Source organism: Dictyobacter vulcani (genome assembly GCF_008974265.1).
Lineage (GTDB): Bacteria > Chloroflexota > Ktedonobacteria > Ktedonobacterales > Ktedonobacteraceae > Dictyobacter > Dictyobacter vulcani.
Genome location: NZ_BKZW01000001.1, coordinates 62,231 through 75,865 on the forward strand (window position 1 = coordinate 62,231; position 13,635 = coordinate 75,865).

Annotated in this window: 10 protein-coding genes and 1 other annotated feature; of the genes, 3 read left to right on the forward strand and 7 right to left on the reverse strand. The window is 48.5% G+C overall.

The annotated features are described in order from the left end of the window. Positions 1-6: 6 nt before the first annotated feature. Entirely contained in the window at positions 7-1,182 is a 1,176-nt protein-coding gene (locus KDW_RS00275; RefSeq protein ID WP_162004833.1) for a class II histone deacetylase, read from the reverse strand. A 562-nt stretch (positions 1,183-1,744) separates the two neighbouring features. Here KDW_RS00275 and KDW_RS00280 point away from each other — a divergent pair. After that, a complete protein-coding gene (locus KDW_RS00280) occupies positions 1,745-2,533 on the forward strand; it encodes a serine/threonine protein kinase (RefSeq protein WP_151754115.1) in 789 nt (262 codons plus the stop codon). Then, positions 2,530-3,357 (forward strand): zinc ribbon domain-containing protein, encoded by an 828-nt coding sequence (locus KDW_RS00285; protein WP_151754116.1) that lies wholly within the window; start codon positions 2,530-2,532, stop codon positions 3,355-3,357. Before KDW_RS00280 ends, KDW_RS00285 begins: the two co-directional genes overlap by 4 nt. 465 nt (positions 3,358-3,822) lie before the next feature. Here the strand turns inward: KDW_RS00285 and KDW_RS00295 are convergent, their stop codons facing one another. The 6 genes from KDW_RS00295 to KDW_RS00320 form a co-directional block, all read right to left on the reverse strand. After that, positions 3,823-4,590, reverse strand: a complete 768-nt coding sequence (locus tag KDW_RS00295; RefSeq protein WP_151754118.1) for a phosphotransferase — start codon at positions 4,588-4,590, stop codon at positions 3,823-3,825. Positions 4,591-4,620: 30 nt separating this feature from the next. Next, a complete protein-coding gene (locus KDW_RS00300; protein ID WP_198925129.1) occupies positions 4,621-5,580 on the reverse strand; it encodes a sulfurtransferase in 960 nt (319 codons plus the stop codon). Between the two features lie 34 nt (positions 5,581-5,614). Continuing rightward, positions 5,615-6,154: a DUF6391 domain-containing protein gene (locus KDW_RS00305; protein ID WP_151754119.1), complete on the reverse strand. Its 540-nt coding sequence runs from the start codon at positions 6,152-6,154 to the stop codon at positions 5,615-5,617. 90 nt (positions 6,155-6,244) lie between these two features. Next, positions 6,245-7,684: an FHA domain-containing serine/threonine-protein kinase gene (locus KDW_RS00310; RefSeq protein WP_151754120.1), complete on the reverse strand. Its 1,440-nt coding sequence runs from the start codon at positions 7,682-7,684 to the stop codon at positions 6,245-6,247. 338 nt (positions 7,685-8,022) lie between these two features. After that, positions 8,023-9,318, reverse strand: a complete 1,296-nt coding sequence (odhB, locus tag KDW_RS00315; protein ID WP_151754121.1) for a 2-oxoglutarate dehydrogenase complex dihydrolipoyllysine-residue succinyltransferase — start codon at positions 9,316-9,318, stop codon at positions 8,023-8,025. After that, positions 9,308-12,172 carry a 2-oxoglutarate dehydrogenase E1 component gene (locus KDW_RS00320; protein ID WP_151754122.1) on the reverse strand — a complete coding sequence of 955 codons (2,865 nt, stop codon included), beginning with the start codon at positions 12,170-12,172 and terminating at the stop codon, positions 9,308-9,310. The genes odhB and KDW_RS00320 overlap by 11 nt, the downstream gene beginning before the upstream one ends. A 288-nt stretch (positions 12,173-12,460) precedes the next feature. Further along, positions 12,461-12,804: a binding site (T-box leader), on the forward strand. Between the two features lie 41 nt (positions 12,805-12,845). Here KDW_RS00320 and KDW_RS00325 point away from each other — a divergent pair. After that, complete coding sequence (locus KDW_RS00325) at positions 12,846-13,571, forward strand: alanyl-tRNA editing protein (protein WP_151754123.1); 726 nt, start codon at positions 12,846-12,848, stop codon at positions 13,569-13,571. The last annotated feature ends 64 nt before the right edge of the window (positions 13,572-13,635 follow it).

A 13,635-nucleotide genomic window follows, 5' to 3' on the forward strand; every position in this document is an offset into this window, starting at 1 on the left:
CAATTCTTACTCGCCCTTGATGTTCCACCAGCGCTGGTGCCATCTCCTCGCAGCTTGTAGAGCTTGCCGGGTATCCTGACTAAAAATTGTCTGGCAGCGATAGAGTTCAGGTGCTTTATCATAGAGATCAATAATGCCAACATCAATGCCCATCAATGCCTCTGCCACAGCCACCGAACAATAGGGAACATAGGGAGCGCTATAGCCACCTTCCTGCAACACTACCAGCCGCCCTTCACAAATCTCGCCAGCCAGTTCTACCATCATTGCAGCCAGACTACGGTAACCATCCATAGTCATCATCATCTGAGCTAATGGATCCAGCCAACTAGCATCCTGTCCCGCTGAGACAAGCACCAGTTGCGGACGATATTGACGTCCGATGGGCAATACAATTTGTTCGAAAGCAGCCTGATATCCACGGTCGCCCGTGCCTGGTGGTAGAGGAATATTTACAGTATATCCTTCTCCTTTTCCCATCCCTATTTGTTCGAGCTCCCCACCGGCTTCAGGAAACCAGTTCTGCTGGTGCAAAGAGAGAAACAGGACATTGGGGTCTGCATAAAATGCGTCCTGGGTACCATTGCCGTGGTGCACATCCCAGTCTACTATCATGATGCGCTCTAAACCATATCGCTTTCTGGCATAGTTAGCCGCCAAAACAACGTTGTTAAAGAGGCAGAAGCCCATCGCCTGGTTATGAGTGGCGTGGTGACCAGGAGGCCGTACCAGGGCATAGGCATTATCTACGGTGCCATCTAAGACGGCTTGTACAGCGTTTAACGTCCCACCCACCGCATAGAGGGCCGCATCAAATGAACCAGGACTTAAAACGGTTTCTTCGTCAATCTTGCCCCATTCAGCATCCAGGGGACCATGCATACTGCGCTCGGCACAGGTACGTACACCAGCAATATATTCAGGCGTATGATAGCTGGTGAGCTCCTCCTTGATTGCTGCACGCGCCATGATCGGAACCATCTGTGCACTTAAACCTGTTCCATCCAAAAATTCTTTGGTTCGGCGGATGATCATTGCTGATGACGGGTGTGGTTCAGGCGACAATTCAAATGAACCATGACGAGTAATCACAGTAGATTCTACACCAGTGTCATGGGATAAAAAGCGCTGATCATACATTAGACCTGAACGCCGTAGAGCGTGATAAGCAGTACCAGACATGCCAGGCATCCCTCCCAGAAAATATTCTTCAAGCATAAGCAGAGACGTATACTACATTCTTGTAATCTTATACTAGAGACTAAATATCAATCATCAAACCTCACTGAAAAACAAGGCCCAAACGTATTAAGAAGTGAGGCAGATTCCAAACAAAAAGAACAGTGCTACTTTACAATGATACGATAAAGTAGTCCTACCCTGAGCCTGCGGCGTGTACATGTTCCCCGAACTAGTGTATAATGCGAATGCGGGTGTGAAAGCGGCCTGGGCAACGATAAAGATGTGCAATATTTATTCATACTTTTAAAAATCGTCCTGCTTTGCATTACGATGGGTGGTCTCCTCGTCACGTGTGTTTTTAATTCACAGTTGAGCATTTTACGTCCCTGATAAATTATGAGGATTTTACGCCTGATCATACGTGCTTATCGTACCTGTTTAGCATCATCTTAATGGTGCAATTATGGTGGGAGCAGTTAGGTATTGCTGTTTGACAACTTCATCCCCCAATATTTTTAGGGTTCTCCGTTAATAAAGCAGGGCAATTTCACTGGAGGAACGAATGATAGAGACAATCCCATCTGGTACGGTACTGCATGGACGTTATCGTATCGAACGCGTTTTAGGTAGTGGTGGCTTTGGTCACGTCTACCTGGCGCATGACCAGATGACAAATCAACAAGCGGCAGTCAAAGAATATTTAGTCACGGGAGCAAGCGGACAAGAACAGTTAAGACATGAGGCCCGCGTGCTCAGTCAATTACACCACCCAAATCTGCCTGAGTTTCTCGATACCTTCATAGAACAAGGACGCTATTATGTCGTCCTGAGCTATATCGAGGGCGACGATCTAACAGATTTGATTCGTGTAACCCGTCAACGCAATGAGGTCATTCCGGTTCCACAAATGTTGAGTTGGATTTTATCGATCTGCGATGGCGTCATGTTTATGCATAGCCAGCGCCCTATTGTGATTCACCGTGATATCAAGCCTGATAATATTCGTATCACTCCCAGCGGAACGGCTGTCCTCGTCGATCTGGGCAATGCGAAAGCCGCTGCCGATGGTGCTCGTACCTTATTTTTTATTCGCCATCAAGGAACACCTGGTTATGCTCCACCCGAGCAATACCCCGGCGGAACGGGCACGGACGCTCGCTCCGATGTATATGCACTGGGTGGAACACTCTATTTTGCTCTGACTGCCTCTGAACCAGCAAGTGTCTCGAATCGCAATCAATCGATCCAACAAGGGCGTCCTGACTTGCTTTCATTACAGGAACAGCTGGCCAATAATCCACCTGAAGAAAGTCCTGAGGCGAATGCTGCCGCCAGTTCCGTCTGGGCGTGACAAAACCTTCTAAACCTGCCCCACGTCACTCTCGGCATATTGCGCAACTGGGGACGCTCCCTCCAGAGCTCCTTAATGCACTCAATCAGATCATTCAGAAGTCAATGGCTTTGCGTCCAAAGGATCGTTATCAATATGTGGCGGATTTCGCCAATGACTTGAAAAACGTGATTGCGGCATTACCACAACCACCAACCCCTAACAGACCTAAGGATCCTAATAGTACGCAGCCAGATCTACCTGATATTTATGATGCCCTCCAGGCTGGGAAGGAAAATATGCGTCAGACTGGTACGCCACCCATGACGCCTCCTTCTCAGTCAACCCATAGTGCAACCTATAACTGCCCTCGCTGCCACAATCCACTGGCTCCTAATGCAGCTTTCTGTCCACGTTGTGGTTTGTCGTTGACTAATCCAGGCAATCATCTAAATCCACCAACCCATCATGCAAATACCGCGCTTGCTCAAGCTGATCAGACGATGATTGTCTCACAGCAACAAGTGCGCCAGGCAACACTGAGCCGTTCTACAGATGAGCAGCAGAAACATCATCATGCTCAGACGCCACCATCTACTCCAGCACCAGATCAACGCTCTTATCAACAGGGAACGTCACAGCAGGCTCAGGCGATGGCAATGCCACCTCAATCGTTTCCGCAACATATGCAAACCGGAAATGGGACACCCGCCCGGCTAGCATCTCGTCCCGGAACAACGCAACAGAATAGTTCTGATCGTTCACGTTGGCTGATTATTGGCGCAATTGCCATTCTGATTATTATTGTGATCGCTGCGTTTATTTTGTTGCGCCACCATGTGTGATCTCTACGTTGCGCCGGCCATGCTGCGTACAGAGCTTTTTCTTTGTGGACAGCATAGCCAGCGTCTCTTACTCCCACATGTCGGCAAATGAGTTACGCACACGGCCTAGCCAGGCAGGCAAAGAGGTGCCCAGTTTAAGCGTTCCAGAAGGTCATCGATGACAGCACTTTCATCATCTTCTCCAGCATAAAAAAGATCTTCGAGGGGTCCATTCAGCGTAGCAATAGGCGAAACAAGCGTCAGGCATCTACCAGTAATGCTGCTTCTCCCTTAACAGGTGGACAAAGTTCTCTATATCCCTGGAGAAATCTCCCTACACGTTCTGGCTCCATGCCGCGCTTCACCAGCGGTGGAGTGACCTCACTTCCTGGCAACCAGGTCAAGGCTGAAATGTACAACTCAGCTGTCCAACTGGCAACAAAAAAAAGGTCCAAACAGATGACAGCTGAAATAAAACAGGGTCAGTCACGCAACTTCAATAAAAATAATACGCTTCTCCCAACGTGCAGCTTCGAGTCCAGTGACGGCACTCACTCCAAATGGTCCAAAACGCAAATTTAAAAGCATGATAGAGTCACCATGAATATGAAAATTGGGAAGTGCATGATTCCCACCAATCGACATCATGGCCTGTGGCAAAATCGCTTCCCATTGCTGAGCCCATTCCTCTAAACCTGATGAGATGGCTTGTAGTGAACTTTCATTGGCTCTGTTGCGAGCCAGATTAAGGTATCCCTGCACAATACTACCCATCTGAGCTTCAACTGGCCAGTGATTCTGGGGTCCCTGGTAGCGTTGCGAGGCTTGATGGATGCGACCCAGCATTGTGCCTGCCGCCTCTACCCAGTCCAGGCTGCGTAGACTGGAGGTACTAAAGAGTTCTCCGCCAATTTGTTGTTGCACTTCAAAAAAATCTTCGCCAACCTGTACGGAAGGTCCTCCTTGCGGGGTGCGCAGGAAGGAAGGAACAGGAATTCCCGCTTCTTGCAGATGCTGCTGAAAAGTATAGCGAAAATGTATATTTTCGCCCAGTGGACCTTCCGGCCGTTCTCTCAGCACATATTTTTGTCCATTAATTTCAACAGACAGGCTCAAATGATTACCATGTCCCGTGTCTAATGGGCCTAAATTTTTCCAGCTAGAAACGCCAAAAGCCTGCATGACCTCGTTGAGGTCAAGCAGGTTTTCTTCACTGGCGTTATCTTCGGTTTCGTTTTGTGTAAATTCGTCCATGGGTCTTTGGTTTTTTGGCTCCTTATATCTCTACTGGAAGCTCCTGGCGGGTGCCCATTCGTTCCAGGAACCATCATAGTTGGTTAATTGTGGATATCCTAGCATGGCCAGGCTGAACAGTACGGTTGTAGCCGCGACTCCACCATTACAATACGCAACGATACGTTGCTCTGGTACCACATTGGCATCGGCAAAGATGTGCTGCAATTCCTGGTTTGAACGGAACGTTCCATCCTCAGGATTGATCAGCTTTTCGCGTGGCAGGCTCAGAGCACCGGGAATATGGCCTCGACGACCTTCACCGCGCACGACGGTTCCAGTATATTGTCCACTGTCACGCGCATCAACCAGGGTAATTCCGTCCTGTTTGATCATTTGTAATACTTCTTCGGCAGTAGCACGTAGTTGTGGCTGCTCTTTAGCCGTAAAAGTGGCTCGTGGATAACTGGGCTTTATATGGTCAACCGGACGCTTTTCGTGTTTCCATTTGGCAAATCCACCATTTAAAATGACCACACGGGTGTGCCCATAATAGTTTAATGCCCACCATAAACGCGTTGCAAACTGCGAGGCCGGATGAGTATCGTAGGCAACCACCAGATGTTGATCACCAATACCTGCTTTCGCCATCGCTGCTGCGAACTTTTCAGCGGGCGCAATTTGCGCTTCCACCGGGTCATCATGATCTACGATGTCCTGCGTCCAATCAATGTAAATCGCGCCGGGAATGTGCTCCTGTGCGTACTCTTCTGGTGCGCCAACGTATACAGCCTCCTGCTTCCCACCCTTGTCCACTGTTCGGACATAACCACGCATATCGACTAAGCGAATAGCAGGATCAAAAAGATTTTCCTCAAGCCATGCAGTTTCAACGAGATATTGGCGCGGGACTCTTGTTCCATGATAAATTTTTCCTCTCCAGTACAGCATTCCTAAAAAAAGGATCGTGAGAGCGCGCTCATCACGGCCCTCGCGCCCTACTTCTAGCATATATACGACATCCAAAAAGCCTGGTGCTACAACATTAGGCAAACAAACCAGCGGCATCGGGATTATCGGTGCTCACAAAATGAGCCGGTGATCCCATCACGGTCATTGGTTTGACATCTAGAATGCGCATCGATGCATTAGGTGTTTGCGTGGTAACGTAACGCTGTACCACCAGTCCCAGTGGTCTCGCTAAGACAAGAGCAGCGGTTGAGGCCAGAATAACGTTATTAGGAGTGCTATAAGGACGGCGCAATTTAGCCACCGCCATTGAGGAAAGACCTGTGAGCAGGCCTGCAACGGCAAGATTCGTCCCACAACGTTCGTGGACGGCCAGTTCTGGCTCTGTGGTTCTCAATAGTTGCAGGGCCTCCTGGGCCGCTGGCAAAATGGCTTCAGTAGGCACATCCCCAAACACAAAGAATCCGGCAGCAAAGGAAATACCGGAGAAGCGCACTTCGGGAAGTTTCCGAGAGAGTAAGACGATTGTTGCATGCTCTAATGCATGATTCTGTTTGACCGCACCACCCAGTAACATTTGTTGGGCAACTTGAACAACAGGATTGATAGAACTCATACCTTTTTATCCTTCCATAGGAGCAGTCAGCATTTCAACAAGGAAATTGCTGCCTTTTTCTGCCTTCTGCTTTCTTCCGTATCAGGATCGCTAAGGACCATACGTTATATTGAATACGACTATCTCGTCTCCAAAGTTGATGGTATCGCCATCGTTGAGCATGACAGCTTGAAAAATCCGTACATTATTGACAAGTGTCCCGTTGGAACTTCCTACATCATCAAGATACCAGTGCCCATCACTAAACCATAGACGCGCATGGCGTCGCGAGACCGATCGGCCAGGTATAATCATATCATTGCCATTGGTGCGTCCAATGGTGGTCACATCCTGATGGAAGCGATAGGATCGTCCTTGTAGGCCTGCCGTTCCAGTCTGCATGGTTAAGCGCGCTAAGACCGGGCGTCCGTTGACCCGGTACGTATCTTTATTGGCACGACCATTGGCAAGTTCATCTCCACAGGTGGTACAAAAAAGTCGCGAATCTGGATTAATGGTACCACATCGGAAACAGGTAACCATCTGTGAAGGCGCTGGCTTTCCTCCAGCAAGTGAGCCACTGGGTGTGGAACTTATACCCGGGTTAGATCCCATGTTAGATCCACTGTTTCCTACCTGGGCAATTGGTGGCACGCGATACATACGCGGCATCGATAAATTAGAGGCGACCAGGGCACCAGTCAGTGCCTCAATTAACAGATCGGCTGACTGATAACGATCATTCGCTTGCTTGGCCGTCATTTTTTGGACGACTTGAATAATGGGATTGGGAACGCCCTCTGCTACCAGAAGCTCAACTGGCAATGGCTCATTCATGTGCTTGACGGTAATTGTGAGTGGACTGTCTGCGATAAATGGAACACGCCCGGTCAGACAGTGGAATAATACAATGCCAAGTGAGTAGATATCGCTCCGGCGATCTACTTTCTGTCCCATCCCTTGTTCCGGTGACATATACTGAGGTGTGCCAATCCCTGTCCCAACACGAGTTAAGCTGGTTGATTCTTCAAGGATTTTAGCAATACCAAAATCTGAAAGTAAGAGATGTCCATCACGACGCAGTAACATATTAGCTGGCTTCACATCCCGGTGCACAATGTTATTGCGATGGGCGCAATCTAATCCTTCCGCCCCCTGAATAATGAAATCAACCGCTTCGGGAACTGCCAGGGCTTGTTTCAGGCGATCTTTAAGGGTTCCGCCATCAACATATTCCATGACAATATATGTTATTGTATCCTGCTCACCAAAATCATGGATTTGCACAATGTTGGGGTGCGCGAGTTTCGCGACCGAACGAGCTTCCTGGACAAAGCGTTTGACAAAAATAGGATCACGCGCATGATAGGAAGGCAAGACTTTGATAGCCACATGACGATCAAGGTTCGGCTGATATGCTTTGAAGACTGTGGCCATACCACCAGCACCAATGCGTTCGACAATACGGAACTGACCCAGAGATTTTCCGATCAGCGAACCCATATCGCCGCTGTTTCCTGCTTGTTGAGGATAGTTATTTCCTGGTTGCATAACCCTGACGACTCCCTCTATTCCTGCCTTGCGCTCTATACGATTAAACCAGCGTATCCACTTTAAGCAATATATCTTCCATGACCTATGCCATATTTTTCACATCGCTTGCCAGATGAGGTGGTCTATGGAGTCTTTGTCCCAGGCATAGTTGCTCAGCTAGTAGCTATCACTGGTCTGCCTTATATCTTGAAAAATGAAAGATAAGCCCTGATGGCTTGCAGAAAGATTTTTTCGGTTCAGTCTGCAAGCCAGATCAACTGTATATTATATTTCTTCTCTATCACCCTGATTATACAGGTATAAACGTGACATGTCGAGAGAAATAAAAGCTAAGCTTATCCTTCGAGGAGGAGGGATTCTGGATCTTCGACCAGCTCTTTGATGGTCGCGAGAAAGCGCACGGCTTCACTACCATCTACGATGCGATGGTCGTAAGAAAGCGCAACATACATCATTGGACGAATAACGACCTGACCGTTGAGGGCGATGGGACGCTGCTCAATTTTGTGCATGCCCAGAATACCTACCTGTGGAGCATTTAAGATAGGCGTTGAGAGCAGGGAACCAAAAATACCACCATTTGTGATGGTAAATGTGCCTCCTTGCAGGTCTGTCAGCGTTAGCGCGTTGGCCCGCGCTTTTTTGGCAAGCTCAGCAATATCACGCTCAATCTGCGCAAAACCTTTGCGATCAGCATCTCTTACAACTGGTACCACAAGTCCCTCATCGGTCGAGACTGCGATACTGATGTCGTAGTAATGCTTGAGCAAAATGTCGTTCCCTTGAATTTCGGCATTCAAACGCGGGAATGCTTTAAGTGCTCCAACCGCGGCTTTCGTAAAGAAGGACATAAAACCAAGCGAGACATTGTGTTTTTCTTTAAACGCATCTTTGCGCCGACTACGAACATCTAGAATAGCGCTCATGTCAATTTCATTGAAGGTGGTTAACATGGCAGCTGTATGTTGCGCTTCAACCAGACGCTGAGCGATGGTTTGTCGACGCCGCGACATACGAACACGCTCAACCCGACTGTCGCTTTCAGCAGGAGCCTGGATAGCTGGTTGAGCCGCTGGTGCAGGCTGTTTTTGTGGCGCCACCGCAGCACTCGTCGCTCCTGAAGCAGCTGGCTGCTCGCTTTGCTCCAGATAGGTAATCACATCCTCTTTAGTAACACGGCCATGTGAGCTGCTTGCACGTACTTGCGAGATATCTACATGATGTTCTGCGGCTATACGCCGGGCCAGAGGCGAAGGCGGACGCTGAGATTCCGAAAATACAGGAGTGGATCCATTTCCATTACTCGTGCTCGTTGAACTTGTAGCACGCGCGTTAGATGGCGGTGCCTCATTTTCAACGGCTGGAGAAGCTGACCCGTTGGTTGCAGCAGCGGCTCCTTCTCCAATGGTGCAGATAACTTCATCTACAGCCACTACATCCCCAACCTGCTTCAACACCTTCTGGAGAATGCCGTCTTGATCAGCATTCACTTCAACATTAATTTTATCGGTCTCAAGTTCCGCAAGGGTGTCACCACGCTTGACGGTGTCACCCTCTTTTTTTAACCAGGATGCGATGGTTGCATCAACAATAGATTCTCCCAATACGGGGACACGTACTTCAACGGACATAGTTTCCTCCGGGCTGTTTCAGCGACAAACTGGAGGCTTCAGTGATGATTTTTTCTTGCTCTGCTATATAGAGATCCCAGAAGCCCGCCGCTGGACTTGATCGTTCGGGACGCGAGATGACGTCTACCGTCATAGACTGGTCGACGATTTCCGCTAAACGTGGGGACATATAACTCCATGCGCCCATGTTTTTCGGCTCCTCTTGTACCCAGATTATCTCACGTGCTTGTGGATAATTCACCAGGACTTGTTTTATTTCTTCGCCAGGGAAAGGATAGAGCATTTCTACCCGCACAATGGCGATATCATCATTATGCTCATGCCTGGCGCGCGCAAGCAAGTCTATAGATATTTTGCCAGTACAAAGAATGACACGACGAATGCTGTTTGGATGTTGAAGGGCCTGCTGATCATCGATCACTGGCTGGAAGGTACCCTGGACAAGATCATCAAGGCTGGATGCTGATTCTGCCTTGCGTAGCAGGGCTTTTGGCGTCATGATCACCAGCGGTCGCGGATAGGCTTTGAGATTCTGTGCTTGCATACGCAAGAGATGATAATATTGAGCTGCAGTTGAACAGTTGGCCACACGCCAGTTGTCCTGGGCTGCCAGTTGCAGATAACGCTCTAGACGCGCACTGGAGTGCTCTGGGCCCTGCCCTTCATAACCATGTGGTAAAAGCATAACCACGGATGAGTCCTGTTTCCATTTAGCGCGGCCCGAGGCAATAAATTGATCGATGATGACCTGGGCAACGTTGGAAAAATCACCAAACTGAGCTTCCCATACTACCAGTGTGTTGGGAGCATGAACGCTATAGCCATACTCGAAACCCAATGCTCCGACTTCACTTAATGGACTATTATAAATGGAAAATGATGCCTGGGAATCCATTAAATGCTGCAAAGGAATATAGGTTTCGTCACTATCCTCGCTGTGCAGGACAGCGTTGCGATGGCTGAAAGTGCCTCTCTCAACATCCTGACCGGTCAGACGAATAGCAATCCCATCCGCTAGAATCGATGCAAAGGCCAGAGCTTCTGCCTGCCCCCAGTCGATGCCACCCTCGGGCCCTAATGTGGTGCCACGACGTTGGAGGATACGTGCTAACTTGGGGTTGAGGGCAAAACTCTTTGGCCAGCTTAATAATTCTTCGTTGTAAGCCTTTAATTGCTCAGTAGAAAGATTGGCAGCTTTCTCAAGGGTTGGGCGCACACGTTTGCGTAGCGGCTTTTTCTGTTCTGGCAGGATATAATCCCCGTTATCAGCTTCGCGTTTGGCCTTTTCCAGCTCGGCAAAAGCGTCATTGACAAGTTTTTCAGCTTCACCTGGTTCAATCATCTTCCGCTGCTCTAATAACCGGGCATACAGTTCGCGCACCGTTGGATGACTACGAATACTCTCGTACATACGTGGCTGCGTAAAGGCTGGTTCGTCGCCTTCATTATGACCCCAGCGCCGATATCCAACCAGGTCGATCACAACATCTTTGTGGAATTGATCTCGATATGAATGAGCTATATGTACTGCAGTTAAACAAGCAAAAGGATCATCTGCATTAACATGAATAATTGGTATACTAAAACCCTTAGCCAGATCACTTGCGAAAGGTGTCGAGCGGCTATCTTCAGGATCTGTTGTAAAACCTAATTGATTATTGGCAATAATATGAATAGTTCCACCAACCCAGTATCCACGGAGATGCCATAAATTCATGGTTTCCGCTACCACACCCTCACCTGGAAAGGCTGCATCACCATGAATGAGGATAGGAAGCGTTTTATCAACATCTTGTAGCGGCGCTCCGGCAACGGTACGAATTTCTTGTGAAGCTCGTGACATACCACCAATAACAGGATTGACGAATTCAAGGTGACTGGGATTTGGGGATAGAATAACATTGAGGTTAACTGCCGCTCCTTCACCAAAGAGGTGCTCGGCTCCCAGGTGATATTTGACGTCACCGGTCCAGCCAAAGCCAAAACTATCGGTGAGCGGCACGCCTTCTTCGTGTTTGGCATGCGAGAATTCCGTAAAAATGGCCCCGTAAGGTTTGCCTAAGACATGCGCCAGGACGTTAAGACGTCCCCGGTGTGCCATACCAATCACAGCCTCTTTCGTCTCTGAATCGACTGCCCCTGAGATAATTTCATCTAACATTGGCACCAGCATATCGATGCCTTCAATGGAGAAACGTTTCTGACCGGTATAGCTTTGATGGAGATAGCGTTCAAAGGCTTCTACCTGGGTCAGTCTCTTTAATAATTTATATGCTTCCGGAGCTTTAGGATCATGATGATAGAGGTGCAAACCTACAGCATCTCGTAGCCAACGCCGTTCATCCGGACTCTTCACCTGATCAAACTCATAGCTAATAGTGCCGGAGTACATTTTTTTGAGAGCCTCAATCGCTTCTCTGGCGTTCTCTGCCCCTTCCGCTGCATGTCCACCTACGACACGTGGCGATAGTTGCTCTAAATCCTGGTTTGATAAACCATATGTCTCTGGTAAGAGCGCGGGATCACCCATTGGTTCACTTCCCAATGGATCCAGATGGGCTCCCAGATGTCCCTTCTCGCGAATAGCATGGGCGTACGTCGAAGCAGCCACAATCTTGATGACCTGACCACGCGAATAGGCCGGGGCATCTTCATGAGCCACAGGTGCTGTGGTGACTGCAGACCTGGTACCAGCGTTCTGCTGCTTTAGCGCTGCTTCTACCTCCTCTGGATTCCAGGAGTCAAAAGTAGCACGCGTCGCGGCATCAACAGACGCCGGGTCTTTTTGATAACGTTCATAAAGTTCTAGAACGTAGCCCGCATTTGGACCATAAAATCTCTCTAGGTTTTGCATGTATATTCCTTAGGTTAGTTTGTATAACTTACGGAACACGAAAGTGAGGAATGAGCCTCGTTGCTCGTGTCTCTGATCCAGCTATTGTATTCTACCACTTACTATGGTATCATAGCTTTACTATACTCCAAATTATTCACAGTACTATCACCTTAGAAGCTATGACGAATGAGAATAGACTTTAGTTTCTATAAAGGATAAAAGCAGTGAATACTGGAGTCAGGTTACATACAAAAACTGCGTGCGGGGCACGAAAATTATAACCATCATATCCCTTTAATCTATCGTTTAAAAGCAATGATGGAGCCAGTAGGTCGCTAATCTTGTTGTAGAGAGCCCGGGTCGGGTGAAACCGGGTACAAGCCGCAGGCCGAATATCACTCCAGAGCTACGAGCCGAAGAATGTCACCAAACAAGGTGAATATTACAGTAGGCGCAGTCGGTTCCTTCCCGTTATCATGGAGGCATGTAGTCCGCCGTTCTCTGTGGCGTTTCAGCACTTTTACAAGAGGGGCCGAACCATTGTCGTTGAGAAACTGGACGGAATACAGTGTATAGAGTGAGCCAGCGCATGGAACATGTCATGCCAGGCTAATCAGGGTGGTACCACGGGAGTTCCTCTCGTCCCTTTGTTGGGCGAGGGGTTTTTTTGTTGATGAAAAGGAACAAAAACATGAAAACGAAGCTCCTTTATCATACAAATAGCTTTACCTACGAGTGTACTGCGACTGTCGTTGCAGTAGAGGGCGATGATATAGCCCTGGATGCCACCGTGTTCTATCCAGGCGGTGGCGGTCAGATGGCTGATCGCGGCATGATCACCTGGGAAGGACAGGACTACCCTGCTAGTGTACTGGCAATGCATAAACGCAATGACATTATCTGGCACACCCTGGATTATCCACCACCACCGATTGGTACGGAAGTGGTCGGAACCATTGACTGGGATTTTCGCTATCAAATGATGCGCACTCATACCGCGTTACATATTCTCTGTGGCGTGATCTGGAAGGAGTTTGGGGTGCAGGTGACGGGAGGACAAATGTATCCGGATCGCGCACGCATGGATTTTGCCATGGAGAATCTGGATAAGGAGCGCATCCACTATATCGAAGACAAGATCAATCAGGCGGTTGAGGCGGATTATCCTCTTCGCGTCTACTCCTTACCACGCCAGAAGGCGTTGATGCTTCCAGATCTGGTTCGCACAAAAATTAATTTACTGCCACCCGAAATAGAGGAGATACGCATCGTTGAAATTGTGGGCCTGGATCTACAGGCTGATGGTGGGACGCATGTCAATCATACTCGCGAAGTGGGAGGCATTCGCATTACGAAAACTGAGAATAAGGGCAAGATTAACAAACGACTCGAAATCATGCTCGATTCTTTATCATAAATACTCATTATCTTTTGATTGCATTTATTGTCATAATTTTTAGATTACATCTGCGAGGCGCTTT

Excerpts from the sequence above, each read along its gene's own strand:
- KDW_RS00275 (WP_162004833.1), bottom strand. The coding sequence starts at position 1,182 with ATGTCTGGTACTGCTTATCACGCTCTACGGCGTTCAGGTCTAATGTAT.
- KDW_RS00280 (WP_151754115.1), top strand. The coding sequence starts at position 1,745 with ATGATAGAGACAATCCCATCTGGTACGGTACTGCATGGACGTTATCGT.
- KDW_RS00295 (WP_151754118.1), bottom strand. The coding sequence starts at position 4,590 with ATGGACGAATTTACACAAAACGAAACCGAAGATAACGCCAGTGAAGAA.
- KDW_RS00300 (WP_198925129.1), bottom strand. The coding sequence starts at position 5,580 with ATGCTAGAAGTAGGGCGCGAGGGCCGTGATGAGCGCGCTCTCACGATC.
- KDW_RS00305 (WP_151754119.1), bottom strand. The coding sequence starts at position 6,154 with ATGAGTTCTATCAATCCTGTTGTTCAAGTTGCCCAACAAATGTTACTG.
- KDW_RS00310 (WP_151754120.1), bottom strand. The coding sequence starts at position 7,684 with ATGCAACCAGGAAATAACTATCCTCAACAAGCAGGAAACAGCGGCGAT.
- odhB (WP_151754121.1), bottom strand. The coding sequence starts at position 9,318 with ATGTCCGTTGAAGTACGTGTCCCCGTATTGGGAGAATCTATTGTTGAT.
- KDW_RS00320 (WP_151754122.1), bottom strand. The coding sequence starts at position 12,172 with ATGCAAAACCTAGAGAGATTTTATGGTCCAAATGCGGGCTACGTTCTA.
- KDW_RS00325 (WP_151754123.1), top strand. The coding sequence starts at position 12,846 with ATGAAAACGAAGCTCCTTTATCATACAAATAGCTTTACCTACGAGTGT.